Consider the following 15,435-nt stretch of genomic DNA (forward strand, 5'->3'; position numbering starts at 1 on the left):
TTCCGCGACTAATTCTCATTTGCTGTTGCGCAGGATGCGGGCGGCAGCCTTCCGGGCCCTCCTCCTTCGATGTTCAAGAACGCCCTGTTCCAACTGCACTGGCTGCTGGGCATCACCGCCGGTGCCGTCCTGGCCGTGATGGGCCTCAGCGGCGCCACGCTGTCCTTCGAGGACGAGCTGCTGCGCGCGGCCAATCCCGGCTTCGCCGAAATCGCCGAGCACCATGCGGACGGCCAGCATCCCCTTGCACTCAGTGAACTGGTGCCGCTGCTGCAGGCCGGCAGCGAACGCCCCCTGCAACGCCTGCGCGTGGATGCCACCGGACAGCGGCCGTCGGTCGCGCGCTTTGCCGGCGGCAAGGAACACTGGGTGTACTTCGATCCCTACAGCGGCGAGCGTTTCAGCGCCCTGCGCGGGCAGGCGTTCTTCGACTTCGTCGAGGACCTGCATCGCCACCTCGCCGCTGGCGAACGCGGCAAGTGGATCACCGGCAGCTGTGCCATCGCGCTGCTGTTCTTCACCCTGTCCGGTCTTTACCTGCGCTGGCCACGACGCTGGTGGCACTGGCGCAGCTGGCTGGCGGTGGAGTGGAAGCGCAGCGGCCGCGGCTTCCTGTGGAGCCTGCACTCGGTGATCGGCACCTGGGTGCTGCTGATCTATTTGATGAGCGCGCTGACCGGCCTGTGGTGGTCGTTCGACTGGTACCGCAATGCCGCCAACACCCTGCTGGGCGTCGCACCGGCCGCCAAGCACAAGGTCGCCACCGACGCCGCTCTGAACCTCAATCGCATCGAGGCCACGCTGTACGCGCTGCCCGGCGTGCGCACCGGCTTCATCGACCTGCGCCTGCCGGAGAAGCCGGGGCAGGCACTGAACGTGCGGGTGATGGCCGGTGATCCGTCGCAGCGCGGCGGCCACCACGATCGTGCGCATGACCTGCTGCAGCTCGATCCGGCCAGTGGTGCGGTGCTCGATGCCCGCCCCTATGCACGCCAGGGCACGGGTGGCCAGCTGGCCACCAGCGTGTTCGCGCTGCACTCGGGAAGCTACTTCGGCGTCCCCGGGCGCGTGGTGGTGATGCTCAGCAGCGTGGGCATGAGCCTGTTCTTCATCACGGGCTGGATGCTGTACCTGGACCGGCGCCGCAGCCAGCGTGCCGCGCGCGGGCTGCGCCAGTCGCTGCCCGCGACGGCTGCCGAGGGTGTTGGCCTACCGTGGCTGGTGGTGCACGCCAGCCAGAGCGGGTTGGGCGAACAACTTGCATGGCGCGCAGCCGCGCAGCTGCAGGCGTCCGGTCACGCAGTGCAGGTACTGCCGCTGGCGCACGTCGATGCCGCGCAACTGCTGCGTGCATCGAAGGCACTGTTCGTGCTGAGCACTTTCGGCGACGGCGAGCCGCCGGATGCGGCGCGCCGCGCGGCGCGGCTACTGCTCGCGCAACGCCTGCAACTGTCGTGCCTGCAGTTCGGCCTGCTCGCGCTGGGTGACCGCCAGTACCCGTATTACTGCGGCTTCGGCCGACAGTTCGATGGCTGGCTGGTCGCCAACGGCGCGCGTCCCCTGTTCGAGCGCATCGATGTCGATGCCGCTTCGGTGCCGGCGCTGCGCCAGTGGCAGCAGCAGCTGGGTGCGCTCACCGGCATCACCACCGATGACAGCGTGCTGCCTGCGGCTACGCAGATGCATGAGTGGCGCCTGCTCGGCCGCGACCGCCTCAACCCGGGCAGCATCGGCGGGGCCATCTGGCGTATCCGTCTTGCGGCACCGGCCGACGTGCAGTGGCAGGCGGGTGACATCCTGCACATCTCACCCCGTCACAACGCGCGGCATGCCGGTGCCGTGTTGAAGGCACATGGGCTGGACCCGCTGCAGCCACTGCTGGTCGATGGCCATCCGCGCACGCTGCTGGCGCTGGCCAGCGAACGCGAGCTGCCGGAGGCCGAGGCCGCGCTGGCGGTGCAGGATGCCTGCCTGTGGCTGGCCGGGCTGCCGCTGCTGCCTGGCCGCGAGTATTCGATCGCCTCCTGTACGGATGACGGTGTGGTGGAGCTGGTGGTGAGGCTGGTGCATGACGCCTCCGGTCGAGCCGGGCTGGGCTCGGGCTGGTTGTCGCTGCATGCACCGATCGGTGCCAGCATTGTGGCCCGTGTGCACCGCAATCCTGGATTCCATCGTGTCGGCGCTGCGCCGATGCTGCTGATCGGCAACGGCACCGGCATCGCCGGGCTGCGCAGCCTGTTGCGCGAAGCCGCGCATGCAGGTGAGCACGGGCACTGGCTGCTGTTCGGTGAACGCCAGCGTGCGCGCGACTTCCTGTTCGCCGACGAGATCGAGGCCTGGCAGGCCCAGGGCCATCTCACGCGGGTGGACCTGGCGTTCTCGCGCGATGGCGAGGGGGGGTACGTGCAGGATCGCCTGCAGGCGGCCACCGATGCGCTGCGCGAGTGGATGCAACGCGGTGCGGTGATCCATGTCTGCGGCTCGCTGCAGGGCATGGCCGAGGGCGTGGACCAGGTGCTGCGTACCGCGCTGGGTGATGACGCGGTGGAAACGCTGTTGGAGAACGGGCGCTACCGCCGCGACGTGTATTGAGCCACCCGGGTAGTGGCGGCCAGCGGCCGGCACTACCCGGGCAGCTTCAGGCCGCCGCGCGCGCCTGCGGCATCGACTGCAGGCGGAACGCGCCCACCGCTTCGGCCAGGGCATGCACCTGCGCCTGCATCTGCGCAGTCGAGGCCCCCGCCTCTTCCACCAGGCTGGCATTGCGCTGGGTGCTGGCCTCCATCTGCACGATGGTCTGGTTCACCTGTGCGATGCCGGCATGCTGGTCCTGCGACGCACTACGGATGCCAGCCAGCAGGTCGGCCAGCTGCTGCACGCTGCCGACGATCTCGCCCATCGTGGTGCCGGCCTGTGCGGCCTGCTGGTTGCCCTGGCCGACACGCGCCACCGAATCCTCGATCAGCCCCTTGATCTGCTTGGCCGCCTCGGCGCTGCGCTGCGCCAGCAGGCGTACTTCCGCAGCCACCACGGCGAAGCTGCGGCCCTGCTCGCCGGCGCGCGCCGCTTCCACCGCCGCGTTGAGCGCCAGGATGTTGGTCTGGAAGGCGATGCTATCGATCAACTGAGTGATGTCACCGATCCGCCGTGACGCTTCGCTGATGCCGTGCATGGTTGCAACCACCTGGCCAACGGCCTCGCCACCCCGCTGGGCCACCGCTGCGGCGCCCTGCACCAGGGCATCGGCGCGACCGGCGGCATCGGCGTTGCGGCCCACGGTGTCGGTCAGCTCCTGCATCGACGCTGCGGTCTCTTCCAGGTTGGCGGCCTGCTGCTCGGTGCGCTGCGACAGATCGTGGTGGCCGGTGACGATTTCGCCGACACCGGTATCCAGGCTGGACGTGGCCTGCTGGATGCGGCTGACGATGTGGCCCAGCTGCGCGACGGTGGCATTGGCATCGTCACGCATGCGCGCGAACACACCCTGCAGGTCACCCTCCATGCGCACGCTGAGGTCGCCGCGGGCCAGCGCAGCCAGCAGTGCCTGCAGGTCACCGAGGTTGGTTTCAAAGGTGGCCAGCAGGCGATTGATGCTGGTCGACAACGTGCGCACGAAGCCCTGCTTGCCCTCCAGCGCGATGCGGCCATGCAGGTCACCGTGTGCCGCCGCATCGACCAGCGCAGCCACTTCGGTTTCCAGCAGGGTTTCCAACGCACGGCTGCGCCATTCCACCGCTATGCCGAGGAACTGCCCTTCGTCGATGATGGGGTTGGCAATCAGCTGGTAGCGCACGCCGGCATGACCGATCTCGCGCTCCTCGCGCTGACGCACGCCGGCCAGGCTGGCCAGCGCCGGATGCAGGCGCACTGCATCGCTGCCCACCAGGTCTTCGAGATGGCGTTCAAGCTGCTGCAGCAGTGCCGGATTGACGTATGCCACCTGGCCCTCGGCATCGATCACCATCAGACCGGTCTGCGCGCTGTCCAGCGCCTGGCGCACCCGGGTATTGCCCCGCGCAACGGCACGCTCGGTCCCGATGCGCGCACGCAGGCGCTGCTGCATGTCGACCAGGCGCTGTGCCAGTTGGCCGATCTCATCATTGGCGTTGTAGACGCGCAGGGTGGTGTCCAAGCGGTCGTCGGCGATATCGCTGGCAAAGCGCAGGGTGTCCTGGATCGGCTGGCGCACCGCACGCAGCACCAGCACCAGGCTGGTGATCAATACACCGGCGACCAGCAGCAGGGTCACTGCGAACAGCACGCTCATGGTGCGTGCGCCGGCCTGCTGGCGCGCCTGTGCCTTGGCCAGCGCCGCCACCTGGGCCTGCTGGAAGGCGGCCAGCGCCGGCGCCACGCCAGCGGCGGTATCCAACAGCGATTGCGCCTCCACATCCAGGCCAACGCGGGCGGCGGTATAGCCCAGCAACGCGACCTGATAGGCCTCCATGCCGTTGCGAAGGGCGTCCTGCGCATCGGTCGGCAAGCCCACCAGCGCCAGATCGAACGGCAGTTTCTCTTCGCTTGCACGGTCGGCATGGGTGGAGTCGCCATCGAGCAGCAGCAGTGCCTCCTGCCGGCGCATCCTCTGCAGGGACAACGCCAACGAAGGCCGCTGCAGCGCATCCACCTGCGCCTGCAGGCTGTCGGCGGCCTGCTGCAGCTGGGCGGCAAGGCCGGCATCACCACGCCCCATCTCATCGACGCGTTCGAACAGGGCGGCCACGCCCTGCGAGAACGCGCTGGCGGCTTCGGTCAGTGCCTGCAGTGCCTCGCGCCGGCCGGCATCCATCGGCATCGCGCGCAACGCCTGAAGATCGGCCTTCAGCGCCTGCTGCGTCGCCAGCAGCTGCGCGCGGTCGGCATCGTCGAAACTGCGTGCATACTGGGTCTGCAGGCGACGCGCCTCGGCCACCCGCGTGGCCAGGCTCGCGGCCAGGTCGCTGCCGTGCTGGTAGCTGGCCTGGCTGCGCGCCGCCTGCGTGCTGGCATGGGCGGTCCAGGCGTAGACGGCGGCGATCGCCACCAGGCCCAGGCCACAGACCCACAGGGTCGCCTTGAGCTTGTTGGCTACGCTGAGCCGGTGTGGCTGCAGCCAGCGCAGCAGGCCAGGGGACGCCGAGCGCAGCGCGGCAAGCCGCATGCGCAGGGACCGGAGGTGGGGGACGACGGCCGACATGACAGACTCCAGGCGGAAGGACGCACCTGTATCGGCTGGAAACGGAGCAACTTTAGGGCGTTCTTACTTCAGTCCCACCGATTGCTGGCGGACGCGGCCTTTGTACCCGGCACAGGCGACGGGGGGATGACACCCGCGCAGTGCTTGACCTCAACCCCGGTTGGGGGAGCACAGTGGACGTCCCTCCCCTGCCCGGTGCCCCCATGCCGACGCTCGATGTCCCCCGCTACCTGCAACGCCTGCAGCTGGATGCACCGCCACCGCTGACGCTGGCGGGCCTGACCCTGCTGCAGCAGCGCCACAACGCATTGCTGCCGTTCGAAACCCTCAGCTGCCTGCTGCGCGATGCAGTGCCGATCGACCTGGACAGCATCCAGCGCAAGCTGCTCGACGACCGCCGTGGCGGCTACTGCTTCGAACTCAACGGCGGCCTGCTGGCGCTGCTGCAAGCGCTGGGCTTCGATGCGCAGCCGTTGAGCGCGCGCGTGCTGCTGGCCGCCCAGGACGGCGAACTGACGGCACGGACCCACCTGCTGCTGCGCGTGCAGGTGGACGGCGACGACTGGCTGGTGGATGCCGGTTTCGGCAGCCTGACCCCGACCGTGCCGCTGCGCCTGCAGGATCCGCAGCCGCAGGCCACGCCTCACGAGCGCTTCCTGCTGCAGCGCCTGCCTGGCGAGGGGGATTTCGTGCTGTCCGCCGAGTCCGGCGATGGCTGGCGGGCGATGTATCGCTTCGACCTGCACGCGCCGGCACCGATCGACAACGTGGTGGGCAACTGGTACGTGTGCACCCATCCCGATTCCGGTTTCCCCGGCCAGCTGCGCGCGTCACTGACCGGGCCGGACTGGCGACGCACCATCGGCAGCGGCAACTACACCGAGTATCGCCCCGGGCAGGCACCGGACAAGCGCCCGCTGCACGACGTCGGCGACGTGCGCGACGTGCTGCAGCAGCGCTTCGGCATCCAGCTTCCAGACGACCCGCGGCTGGATCCGGCGATCAACGACTGGCTGCAGCGCTCACGCGCCGCGACCCACGTGTAGGGTCGAGCATCGCTCGACGCTACACAGCCGCGCGCGCCTGCAATGCGATCCGGTTGCCTTCGCTGTCGCGGATCTCGGCCACGCGCCAGCCGCCGGCGTCGGCCGGGCCGAAGCGCAGCTCGGCCCCGGCGCGCAGCGCACGCTCAAGACTGGCATCCAGGTCATCAACCCCGATGTAGATGCGGGCACCCTGTTCGGACGGCAGATAGTCCGCCCCTTGCACCAGCGCCATGCTGGCCCCCGCCGCTTCATCGGCGAACGGCAGGTAGGCCATGCGGCATTCGTGCAGCACGATCGGTTCGTCCATCTCCACCTGCAACCACTGCTGGTAGAAGGTAATGGCACGGGCCAGGTCACTGGCTGGGATCTCGACATGCAGGATCAGGTTCATCCGCGCAGGATAACCGGACGCTGACGCCGCCTGCGCAGGAGCACTGGCATGCTGGACGTCCCCCCTGCCCCGTGGAGTCCTGCATGTCCCTGGCCGACCACCGAAGTACGCTGGCACCGCACGGCTTCCTGCGCGTGGCGATCAACCTGGGCAATCCGGTGCTGGCACAGGGCGATGCGCGCTCACCGCGCGGCCCCTCGCTGGAACTGGCTACCGCATTGGCGCAGCGGATGGGCGTGCAGGCCCGTTTCACCTGCCACGACGCCGCAGCCTCGGTGGTCGCCGCAGCAGGCGAAGACGGCTGGGACCTGGCCTTCCTGGCCATCGATCCGGCGCGCGCCGACCGCGTTGCCTTCAGTGCCCCGTACGTGGAGATCGAAGGCACCTATCTGGTGCGCGAGGACAGCCCCGCGCAGCAGGCAGCCGACCTCGATCGCGATGGATTGCGCATCGCGGTCGGCCGTGGTGCAGCCTACGACCTGTTTCTCAGCCGTGAACTGCGCCACGCCATGATCGAGCGGGCGCAGACGTCGGCAGCCGCTATCACGTTGTTCGATCAGCAGCATCTGGATGCCGCCGCCGGTGTACGCCAACCGCTGCAAGCATGGGCGCAGACGCATCCCGGCCACCGCGTGCTGGCCGACCGTTTCACCTCGATCCAGCAGGCAGTGGCGGCGCCGGCCTCACGCCCGGCCGACGCATTGCGGGCGTTGTTCGAGGAGGTGGAAGCGATCAAGGCCGGCCCGTTGCTTGAGGAAGCGTTCGCGCGCGCCGGGCAGGCAGTCACGCTGGTTCGGTGACTGTAGAGCACACGGAGTCGAGCATGGCTCGACGCTACAGGGCGCGCGTACGGCTTACTGGAACAGGTACTTCAAGCCGATCTGCGCGCGGCGGCCGTAGTACTCCACCTGCAGCGGGCGCTGCGGGCTGCCCTGGTAGTACTTCAACGGCTCGTTGGTGAGATTGCTCAGCTCGGCGAACACCGTCCAGCGTTCAAAGGTATAGGACGCACTGAAATCGACCGAGGTGTTGGCGCCGTACCAGGCGTCGGTGGCGCTGCTGTCGCCGTGCGCTTCGATGTAGGCACCCTTGTGGTTGGTGGCCAGACGAGCTGCGAACGCGCCGTCGTCGTAGTACACCGTAACGTTGTACAGGCGGTCGGCCTGGCCGGTGATCGGCACGTTGCCGCTACGACCCGGAATGCGCATGCGCGAATCCATCAGGGTCAGGTTGGCGTTGATGCCGAAGTTGCTCCACAGGCCGGGCAGGAAATCGAAGCGGCGCACGAAGGCGAACTCGGCCCCCCACAGCTTGGCGTCGTCACCGTTCTCGGGCCGGTAGAAGGTGACGTTGGGGTTGCCGTTGAAGCTGCCGGTGCTGCTGCTCTGGAACACCGGATTGCTGATGTTCTTGTAGAACACGCCGCCGGACAGCAGGCCCAGCGGACCGGCATACCATTCGGCCATCAGGTCCAGGTTGTCCGAATAGGTCGGGTCCAGGTTGGCGTTGCCGGAGGTGAAGGTGCCATCGGCCTCCATGAACGAGCCACCCGGGTTGATGTCACCGAAGTTCGGCCGGGCGAAACTGCGGGTCAGGCCCAGCCGCAGGTTGAGATCGCTGCGGGGTGAGAAGCGTACGTTCAGCTGCGGCAGCACCGAGGTATAGCGCTTGCGGCCCAGGTTGGGCACCAGCGTGCTGGTGCCATCGGCATCGCGCTCCAGCACCAGCCCGCGCACGTCGGTGGCGGTCCGCTCCAGGCGCACACCGCCGACCACGTCCCAGCGTTCGTCCGGCGTCCAGGTTCCCATCGCATAGGCCGCGTACTGCTTCTCGGCCACGTCGAAGTTGCGGCCCAACGCCGCGCCATTGGCCACCAGCGCCGAGTCGGCCGGTACCAGCACCAGATGCTGCCTGTTCTGCCGGTACCACTCGGCCAGGGCCTGCATCGGCACCACCTGCGAGAAGTCACGGGCGTAGTCGCGGCCATTGCCGGTGTCATAGCCGCTGCGGCCGGGCTGGTCCATCAACGGGAAGTCGGCCAGGGTCGGCACCGGGCCGCCGGTAGCAGTGTTCCAGGCATAGAACTCGTCGGAGAAACGGGCGCGGCGCTGCTTGTCGCGGTACTTGGCACCGGTCTTCCAGGTCAGCGTATCGCTGGCATCGAAGGTAAAGTCCAGTTGCGCGACGGCCTTGTCCTTCTCATTGATCGCCACCCGATACAGCTCCACCGCGCTCAGCGGCATCTTCCGCGGGTCCATCGAGAAGCCAGGCGGCAGATGGGTCTCCGGGGTATCGGCGGCGACGTTGCCGCCATCGATGGCGTTGTACGAGTTGCGCCCTGCGCCGCGGTCCTGCAGGCCCTGGTAGCCGACCTTGCCCTGGTTGAACTGGACCACGAAGTAGGCGTTGTCGGCACAGGTGGGAATGCAGCCATAGCGGAAGTCGTTCTCGGCGCTGGCCAGCTTCCAGTCCACCTGGCCGCGGCCGAAGGTGTGCTGGCCGCCGAATTCGATGGTCTTGAACTCGGTGATCAGCTCGTTATGGATGTTCTGCAGCTCGACGCGATCCTTGTCGAAACGATAGCGGTGCTTGTAGTGGGTCTCGTCATCGCTCAGTTCACCATACTGGCCGCGCACGTACAGCCGGTGGCCGTCCGCTGGCAGGAACTCCATGCCGCCATTGACGCCGCGGGTGGTGCGCTCACCGGTGTAGTCACGCAGCTCCAGGCGGTAGATGCCGAGGCCATCGGCACTGCGCCGCGGTTCGAAGTTGTCGGTCGCCCAGGGGCGCTTCCAGTAGGTTCCGTTGATCAGGAAGCCGAAGCGGCCATCGGCGCTGCGGTCGCCATACAGCACATTGGCGCTGGTGCCGGTATCGACGGCCTTGTCGTTGTAGTTGCCGGCCACGCTGGCGGCAAACGTGCGGCGCGCAGGCGCGGTGCGGGTAACGAAGTTGACCTGGCCACCGATGGCGTCGCCTTCGCGATCCGGCGTCAGCGTCTTGCTCACTTCAATGCGTTCGATCAGCTCGGTCGGGAAGAAATCGAACGCGGTGGCGCGGCTGGTGGTTTCCTCTTCGGCCGTCGGCAGACGGTCACCGTTGAGGGTGGTCGAGTTCCACTGTGCGGGCAGGCCTCGCACCGCGACGAAGCGGCCTTCGCCCTGGTCGCGTTCGATCGACACGCCCGGTACGCGCTGCACGGCTTCGGCGGCGTTGTGGTCGGGCAGCTTGCCGATGCCATCGGCGCTGACCACGTTCATCAGGTTGCTGGCTTCGCGCTGGGCGTCCAGTGCCTGCTTCTCGCCGCTGACGATGCTGCCGACCACGGTGACGGTATCCAGATCAACGGCAGAGGGGGCGGGTGCGGTATCGGTCGCGGCCGGAGACGCGGCCTGGACGGCCAGCGGGGCATGCAGCAGGGCGAGCAGGCCCAAAGTGAGCGGATGGCGCGTAGGCAGAGTGGACATGGCGATGGCGGTGGCAAGGGAAAGTGGACCGCTACAGCGGGAGCGGCGATGGCGGCCACTTTCAATCAGCGCGGTGAAGCGCAGGCGGCATCCACTAGGCAGGTCGGGGCAGCTGTCTAGGTGATCGCGAGGGTGGTCACTGGGCCAGCAGGCGGCGGCCGCCCACCCAGACCTCGGCCACGTAGTCCGGCATGGATCCACGCACCCGCAGCAGATCGGCGCGCAGGCCTTCGCCGATGCGGCCCCGATCCGGCAGGCCCAGCGCCTGTGCCGGTGCATGGCTGACCGTGCCCACCGCACGCGGCAGGCTCCAGCCCAGCTGCACGCACAGTACGCCCAGCGCCGGCAGCAGGCTGGCCGGCACATAGTCCGAGGACAGCACGTCGAGGCAACCGGCGCGGGCCAGTTCCAGCGCCGCCACGTTGCCCGAATGCGAGCCGCCCAGCACCAGGTTGGGTGCGCCGGCAACGATCGTCAGGCCGGCCGCGCGCGCGGCCGCAGCGGCCTCCAGCGTGGTCGGGAACTCGCAGATGCGCGCACCGCAGGCCACGGCTTCATCCACATCCGCAGCCACCGTGTCGTCGTGGCTGGCCAGGCACAGGCCGCGCCCGCGCGCCCACTGCAACACCTGTCGCAGGTGTGCAGGGCGAAAGCGCGCCTGCTGCGCGCGGCGTGCCTGCAGCAGGTCTTCCAGATAACCGGTCTTCGTGTCGGCCGGCAAACCATAGTAGGCCGCATAGCGCTGCAGGTTGCGGAACTGGCGCTGCCCCGGTGTGTGGTCGGTCAGCGACAGCAGGCGCACCGCCGGATCATCCAGCAGTGGCTCCAGCAGCGGCAGCAACCCGGGATACGGCAGTTCGGCACGCAGGTGCAGGTAATGGTCGCTGCGCAGGCCGCCGGCACGGCGCGCCTCGGCCAGCGCCGCATGGGCGGCCTGCAGGCTGCGCACGCGCACGCTGTCGGCTTCCACGTCGCCCACTGCCAAGGCATCGCAGGCCGTGCTGATGCCTGCGGCGAGCAGCTGTGCATCGTGCGCCTGCACCGCCGCCGCCGCCGGGAAAGCCACGCCGGGGCGTGGCACCAGGTGCTTCTCCAGATTGTCGGTATGCAGCTCGACAAACCCTGGCATCAGCCAGTCGCCGCCACAGTCTTCGGCGCCCGGCAGCCCCACCCGCCCCTGCCCCACCGCGCGGATGCGTGCCCCATCCAGCACCACATGGCCGTGCACGACCTCGTCGGCCAGCACCAGCTTCAGATTGTCGAGGATGCGTTCGCCCATGGATTCCACCGTCTGTGTCATGCCGTTGCAACCGCAACGCGTTGATATGCCTGCACGTGCAGTGCACCTGTCTAGTCCAGCAGCCGCAGATGGAGGTTTGATGACCATGCCCGCCCCGGCCCCGACGCCGCGCGATTCGGTCCTGCCACTGTGGCAGCAGATCGAACAGGCGCTGCTGCGGCAGATACGCGAACGCCAGCTGGTGGAAGGCGATGCACTGCCCTCGGCGCAGGTGCTGGCCAAGCGCTTCGCGGTCAACCGCCACACCGTGCGGCGCGCGATCGAGGCGCTGGAGGAGCGCGGCTACGTACGCACCGAAACCGGCCGCGGAAGCTTCGTGCAGGAGCATCCGTACCACTACCCGATCAGCCGGCGTACCCGCTTCGGCCGGGCCATGCATGACCTGAACGTGGAAAGCCACTACACCCTGCTCGATGCCCGCGTGCAGGTGCCGAGCCGCCAGGTGGCCCGTGCGCTCGGCCTGATTGCCGGCGAACGCGTGCATCGGGTGGTGTACTCCAGCCAGGTGGAAGGCCGCACGGTGGACCACAGCGAAGCCTATTTCCCGGCCACCCGCTTCCCAGGGCTGGGCGAGGTGTTCGCACGCACGCCGTCGGTGACCCGCACGCTTGCCGCGTTCGGGGTCACTGACTACCTGCGCCGGCATACGACGGTGATGGCGCGCCTGCCCGATGCCGAGGTCGCACGCGTGCTCGGGCAGTCAACGCGACGGCCGGTGCTGTGCGTGCACTCGCTCAACGTCGATCCGCAGGGGCAGCCAGTGCAGTTCGGCATCACCAGCTTCGCCGGTGACTGGGTGCAGCTGATGGTCAGCAGCGACCTCTAGGGAAGGCGCGGCGGGCGTTGCACCCGCCGCGCGCAGGCTTCACGCCGCGCGGCGCAATGCCGCGTAGCGACCGTCCACCAGTTCCTCGGCCAGGCCGAAGCTGAGCGTCATGCCCAGGCCACCGCCGCCGATGGCGTTGACGATGGTCACGCCCGGTGCCGGCTCGGCGACGAACTCGCTGCGGCCGTCCAGCAGCTTGGGATAGATGCCGTGCCAGGTCTGCGCGATGCGCGCGTCCGGAACCTGCATGAAACGGGACAGGTAATCGAGCACCTTCTGGTTGATGGTGTGCTCGTCGAACGGATCATGCGTATGCGCATAGGCATGCGAATCACCAATGGTGATTTCACCCAGGCCGTTCTGTGCGGCCATCACGTGGATGCCCAGCTCGATCAGGTCGGCATGCTCGGCCTGGTAGCGCGCCTGCAGCGGAGCGACATCGGCGGCCTCGCGGAAGCCAGCATAGTGCACCAGCGACAGGCCGCCACAAAGCGCAGCGCCCAGGCGGAACGCGGAGGGTTGCGCCGCCAGCCGCAGCATCTGCAGCTTGCAGCGTGTCAGCGGGGCCGCCGCGTACAGCTCGGGATACAGTTGTTCAAACTCCGGGCCGCTGCAGACGAACACCTGGTCGGCCTCGAACAGGCGGCTGCCGGACCATACCCGGCCGCTCTCCACCGCCGTCACCGGCGTGCGCCACTGGAACTGCACTCCATGGCACTGGTGAAGCACATCCGGCAGCGCGCGGATCGCCTGGCGCGGATCGACCACCAGCTCATCGGCATTGAACAGTGCGCCACGCAGTTCGCGCGCAACCAGCGCCGGCGACTTCACCAGTGCCGCATCCCGATCCAGCAGGCGGCAAGGGCGCAGCTGCGCATTGGCTGCCGCATACTGCTGCAGCACGGCCCATTCGTCGTCGGCATGGGCAACATGCAGCGAGCCGCTGGGATCGTGCCAGAGGCCGGCGACGTCGATCAGCTCCTGCCAGATCTGCCGCGAGCGCAGCGCGCGCTCATACAACGGGCCATTGGGCACGCCGATCGGCCAGACCATGCCGAAGTTGCGGATGGAGGCGCCGACAGCGCGTTCATGGCGTTCCAGCACGGTGACCTTGCAGCCACGTACGGCCAGCGCGCGGGCCACGGCCAAGCCGACGATGCCGGCACCGACCACGAGGGCGGTTGTGTTCTTCATGGGGATGGACTCAGACGGAGGCGAGTGCCGGCATGCGGGCCAGGCGCAGCGCCTTGTGGTGGAAGTACAGCAGCGACAACAACAGGCAGGCACCGCCCAGCAGCGACAGATGGATGACCGCACTGGAGAAGAAACGCACCCACGACAGCTGCAGGCCGGAGAATTCGTGGCCGAGCAGGACCAGCACGCTGCCCAGGTAGCCGAATGCATCGGCCAGGTACATCACGAAGCCGACGTTGCCAGCGACCTTGAAGGTGGCGATCAGGCGTTCGAAGAACACGCAGTTGAACGGCACGTAGGCCAGGTACAGGCCGAAGCCCACCAGGCCCAGCCACGCCAGCGGATGCAGCATGCCCTCGCGGAACGCCAGCGTGCTCAGTCCTGCAGTGGCCAGGCCGATGAACATCAGCGCGTGCAACGCCATCAGGCCGTTGAGGTTGTTGCGGAACCAGGTCAGGCCGGCGGTCAGTGCCAGCACCGCGAACGCCACCGGCGTCTCGATGGCGGCGAACACGCCGGCGCTGCCACCATAGCCCAGCTCGCGGAACAGCTCGGCCTCGAAGCTGTCGCGGAAGTCGCGGACCACCGTCAGGCACACATAGCACAGGATCATCAGTGCCAGCCCCGGCAGGAAGCGGCGCACGAAGGCACGGCGCTGCGTGCGATCCATCGGCAGGCGTGGCGAGCGCTCGCGCAGGTCGGCGGCATCCGGAGCAGGAATGCGTTCGAGCATGCGCACCGACACCAGCAGCAGCGGCAGGAACAGCAACCCGCACAGGAACGGCATCCAGAACTCGCTCACGCCCTGCAGCAGCAGCCACTTGCCGACCGACTTCACCACGCCGGAGGCCATGATGAAGCTGGAGGCGAGGATCGCACCCATCGCTTCGGTGGTCCGCCGCCCTTCCAGGTAGCTGAACACCAGGCCCCAGACCATGCCCAGCGGCAAGCCGTTGAGGAACAGGAACGGGATGTTCCAGGGCGCCGGCACCAGCGCGAAGCCAAGCAGGGCCAGCCAGGAGATGCCGATCAGGCCCAGCAGCAGGCTGGCGCGGCGCTCGGCGCGCAGTTCGCCGATCACCCGCACGCCGATGAACTTGCTGCACATGTAGCCCAGCACCTGCGCCACCACCAGCCACACCTTGTAGTCGGCGCCGAACAGGTGCTGGCCATCGAACGATGCGGCGGCGAATGGCTTGCGGAAGGCGTACATGCACGCATAGGTGGACAGTGCGGCACTGCCGGCGAACACCGTCAGCGCCAGCGGATGCCCCTGCAGCCGCGCCCGCAGCGAGGGCCGGCTCATGCAGCGGCGACCGTGCCGGAACGTGCCAGGCCGAGCAGCGCCGGCAGGCGCTCGAGGTGGTCGATGATGTGGTCCGGACCATGCGGCAGCAGTTCGGCACGGGTGAACGCGCCAGTGGTGACCGCCACGTTCAGGCCGACACCAGCATTGCGCCCTTCATTGATGTCGACCTCGGTGTCGCCCACCTTCACCACCGTCGCGGCATCGTCGACGCTGGTGCGCTGCATCAGCGCCTGGATCATGTAAGGTGCCGGTCGACCCGCCGGCACCTCGTCGCTGGCCACCAGCGCATCGATGCGATCCTGCCAGCCGAGCCGCTCGATGATCACCTCGGCGATGTCGCGCGAGAAGCCGGTGTCCAGGCCGATGCGGATGCCATGCGCGCGCAGCGTTTCGAACAGAGCCTCGGCACCCGGCAACGGTGCGATGCCCGGCGCATGGCGATAGCACTCGAGCATGCGCGCCACGAAGTCGGCGTGGATCGGTGCCACGCGCGGGTCGTCCACCGCGGTGCCCAGCAGCCGCGCGATGGCCTGTGGCTTGGGGTAGCCCATCAACGGGCGAACGTCCTCCACGTCGATGGGGTGGCCGGCGGCGGCCATCGCTTCGGCGAAGGCGCGGGCGACCAGCCCCGGGTCGGCAACGGTGGTTCCGGCGATATCAAGGACGACGAGGCGGTAGCGCATGGCGGCAGGTGGTGTTGAGCGGAGGTGCCCAGCTTCGCCGCGA

General features: G+C 68.3%; 11 protein-coding genes. 4 read left to right on the top strand and 7 right to left on the bottom strand.

Annotated elements, in window-relative coordinates:
* The first annotated feature begins 69 nt into the window (after positions 1 to 69).
* On the top strand, positions 70 to 2,592 hold the full coding sequence (locus ACYKG1_RS19340; RefSeq protein ID WP_478471139.1) for a PepSY domain-containing protein: 2,523 nt from the start codon (positions 70 to 72) through the stop codon (positions 2,590 to 2,592).
* A 46-nt stretch (positions 2,593 to 2,638) separates the two neighbouring features.
* Here ACYKG1_RS19340 and ACYKG1_RS19345 read toward each other — a convergent pair whose 3' ends face one another.
* Positions 2,639 to 5,176 carry a methyl-accepting chemotaxis protein gene (locus ACYKG1_RS19345; RefSeq protein ID WP_478471140.1) on the bottom strand — a complete coding sequence of 846 codons (2,538 nt, stop codon included), beginning with the start codon at positions 5,174 to 5,176 and terminating at the stop codon, positions 2,639 to 2,641.
* Between the two features lie 203 nt (positions 5,177 to 5,379).
* Here ACYKG1_RS19345 and ACYKG1_RS19350 point away from each other — a divergent pair, with 203 nt between their 5' ends.
* Entirely contained in the window at positions 5,380 to 6,222 is an 843-nt protein-coding gene (locus tag ACYKG1_RS19350; RefSeq protein WP_262227870.1) for an arylamine N-acetyltransferase family protein, read from the top strand.
* 19 nt (positions 6,223 to 6,241) lie between these two features.
* Here ACYKG1_RS19350 and ACYKG1_RS19355 read toward each other — a convergent pair whose 3' ends face one another.
* A complete protein-coding gene (locus ACYKG1_RS19355; RefSeq protein ID WP_100474083.1) occupies positions 6,242 to 6,613 on the bottom strand; it encodes a VOC family protein in 372 nt (123 codons plus the stop codon).
* Between the two features lie 83 nt (positions 6,614 to 6,696).
* On the opposite strand from ACYKG1_RS19355, the gene ACYKG1_RS19360 reads away from it, so the two are divergent.
* Entirely contained in the window at positions 6,697 to 7,413 is a 717-nt protein-coding gene (locus ACYKG1_RS19360; RefSeq protein WP_478471141.1) for an ABC transporter substrate-binding protein, read from the top strand.
* 54 nt (positions 7,414 to 7,467) lie between these two features.
* Here the strand turns inward: ACYKG1_RS19360 and ACYKG1_RS19365 are convergent, their stop codons facing one another.
* The gene (locus tag ACYKG1_RS19365) at positions 7,468 to 10,080 is read right to left on the bottom strand and encodes a TonB-dependent receptor (protein ID WP_478471142.1); all 2,613 of its coding nucleotides are present in this window, start codon (positions 10,078 to 10,080) and stop codon (positions 7,468 to 7,470) included.
* 136 nt (positions 10,081 to 10,216) lie between these two features.
* On the bottom strand, positions 10,217 to 11,359 hold the full coding sequence (locus tag ACYKG1_RS19370; RefSeq protein ID WP_478471143.1) for an alpha-D-ribose 1-methylphosphonate 5-triphosphate diphosphatase: 1,143 nt from the start codon (positions 11,357 to 11,359) through the stop codon (positions 10,217 to 10,219).
* Between the two features lie 100 nt (positions 11,360 to 11,459).
* Here ACYKG1_RS19370 and phnF point away from each other — a divergent pair, with 100 nt between their 5' ends.
* The gene (gene phnF, locus ACYKG1_RS19375) at positions 11,460 to 12,206 is read left to right on the top strand and encodes a phosphonate metabolism transcriptional regulator PhnF (RefSeq protein WP_262227866.1); all 747 of its coding nucleotides are present in this window, start codon (positions 11,460 to 11,462) and stop codon (positions 12,204 to 12,206) included.
* Between the two features lie 39 nt (positions 12,207 to 12,245).
* Here phnF and ACYKG1_RS19380 read toward each other — a convergent pair whose 3' ends face one another.
* The 3 genes from ACYKG1_RS19380 to ACYKG1_RS19390 are packed head-to-tail and all read right to left on the bottom strand — an operon-like array spanning position 12,246 to position 15,392.
* Entirely contained in the window at positions 12,246 to 13,400 is a 1,155-nt protein-coding gene (locus ACYKG1_RS19380) for a TIGR03364 family FAD-dependent oxidoreductase (RefSeq protein ID WP_262227865.1), read from the bottom strand.
* 10 nt (positions 13,401 to 13,410) lie between these two features.
* A complete protein-coding gene (locus ACYKG1_RS19385; RefSeq protein ID WP_262227864.1) occupies positions 13,411 to 14,706 on the bottom strand; it encodes a DUF5690 family protein in 1,296 nt (431 codons plus the stop codon).
* Complete coding sequence (locus tag ACYKG1_RS19390; RefSeq protein WP_100474087.1) at positions 14,703 to 15,392, bottom strand: HAD family hydrolase; 690 nt, start codon at positions 15,390 to 15,392, stop codon at positions 14,703 to 14,705. Before ACYKG1_RS19390 ends, ACYKG1_RS19385 begins: the two co-directional genes overlap by 4 nt.
* Positions 15,393 to 15,435: the final 43 nt, after the last annotated feature.

This window comes from Stenotrophomonas sp. 85239_Sma, assembly GCF_056481725.1.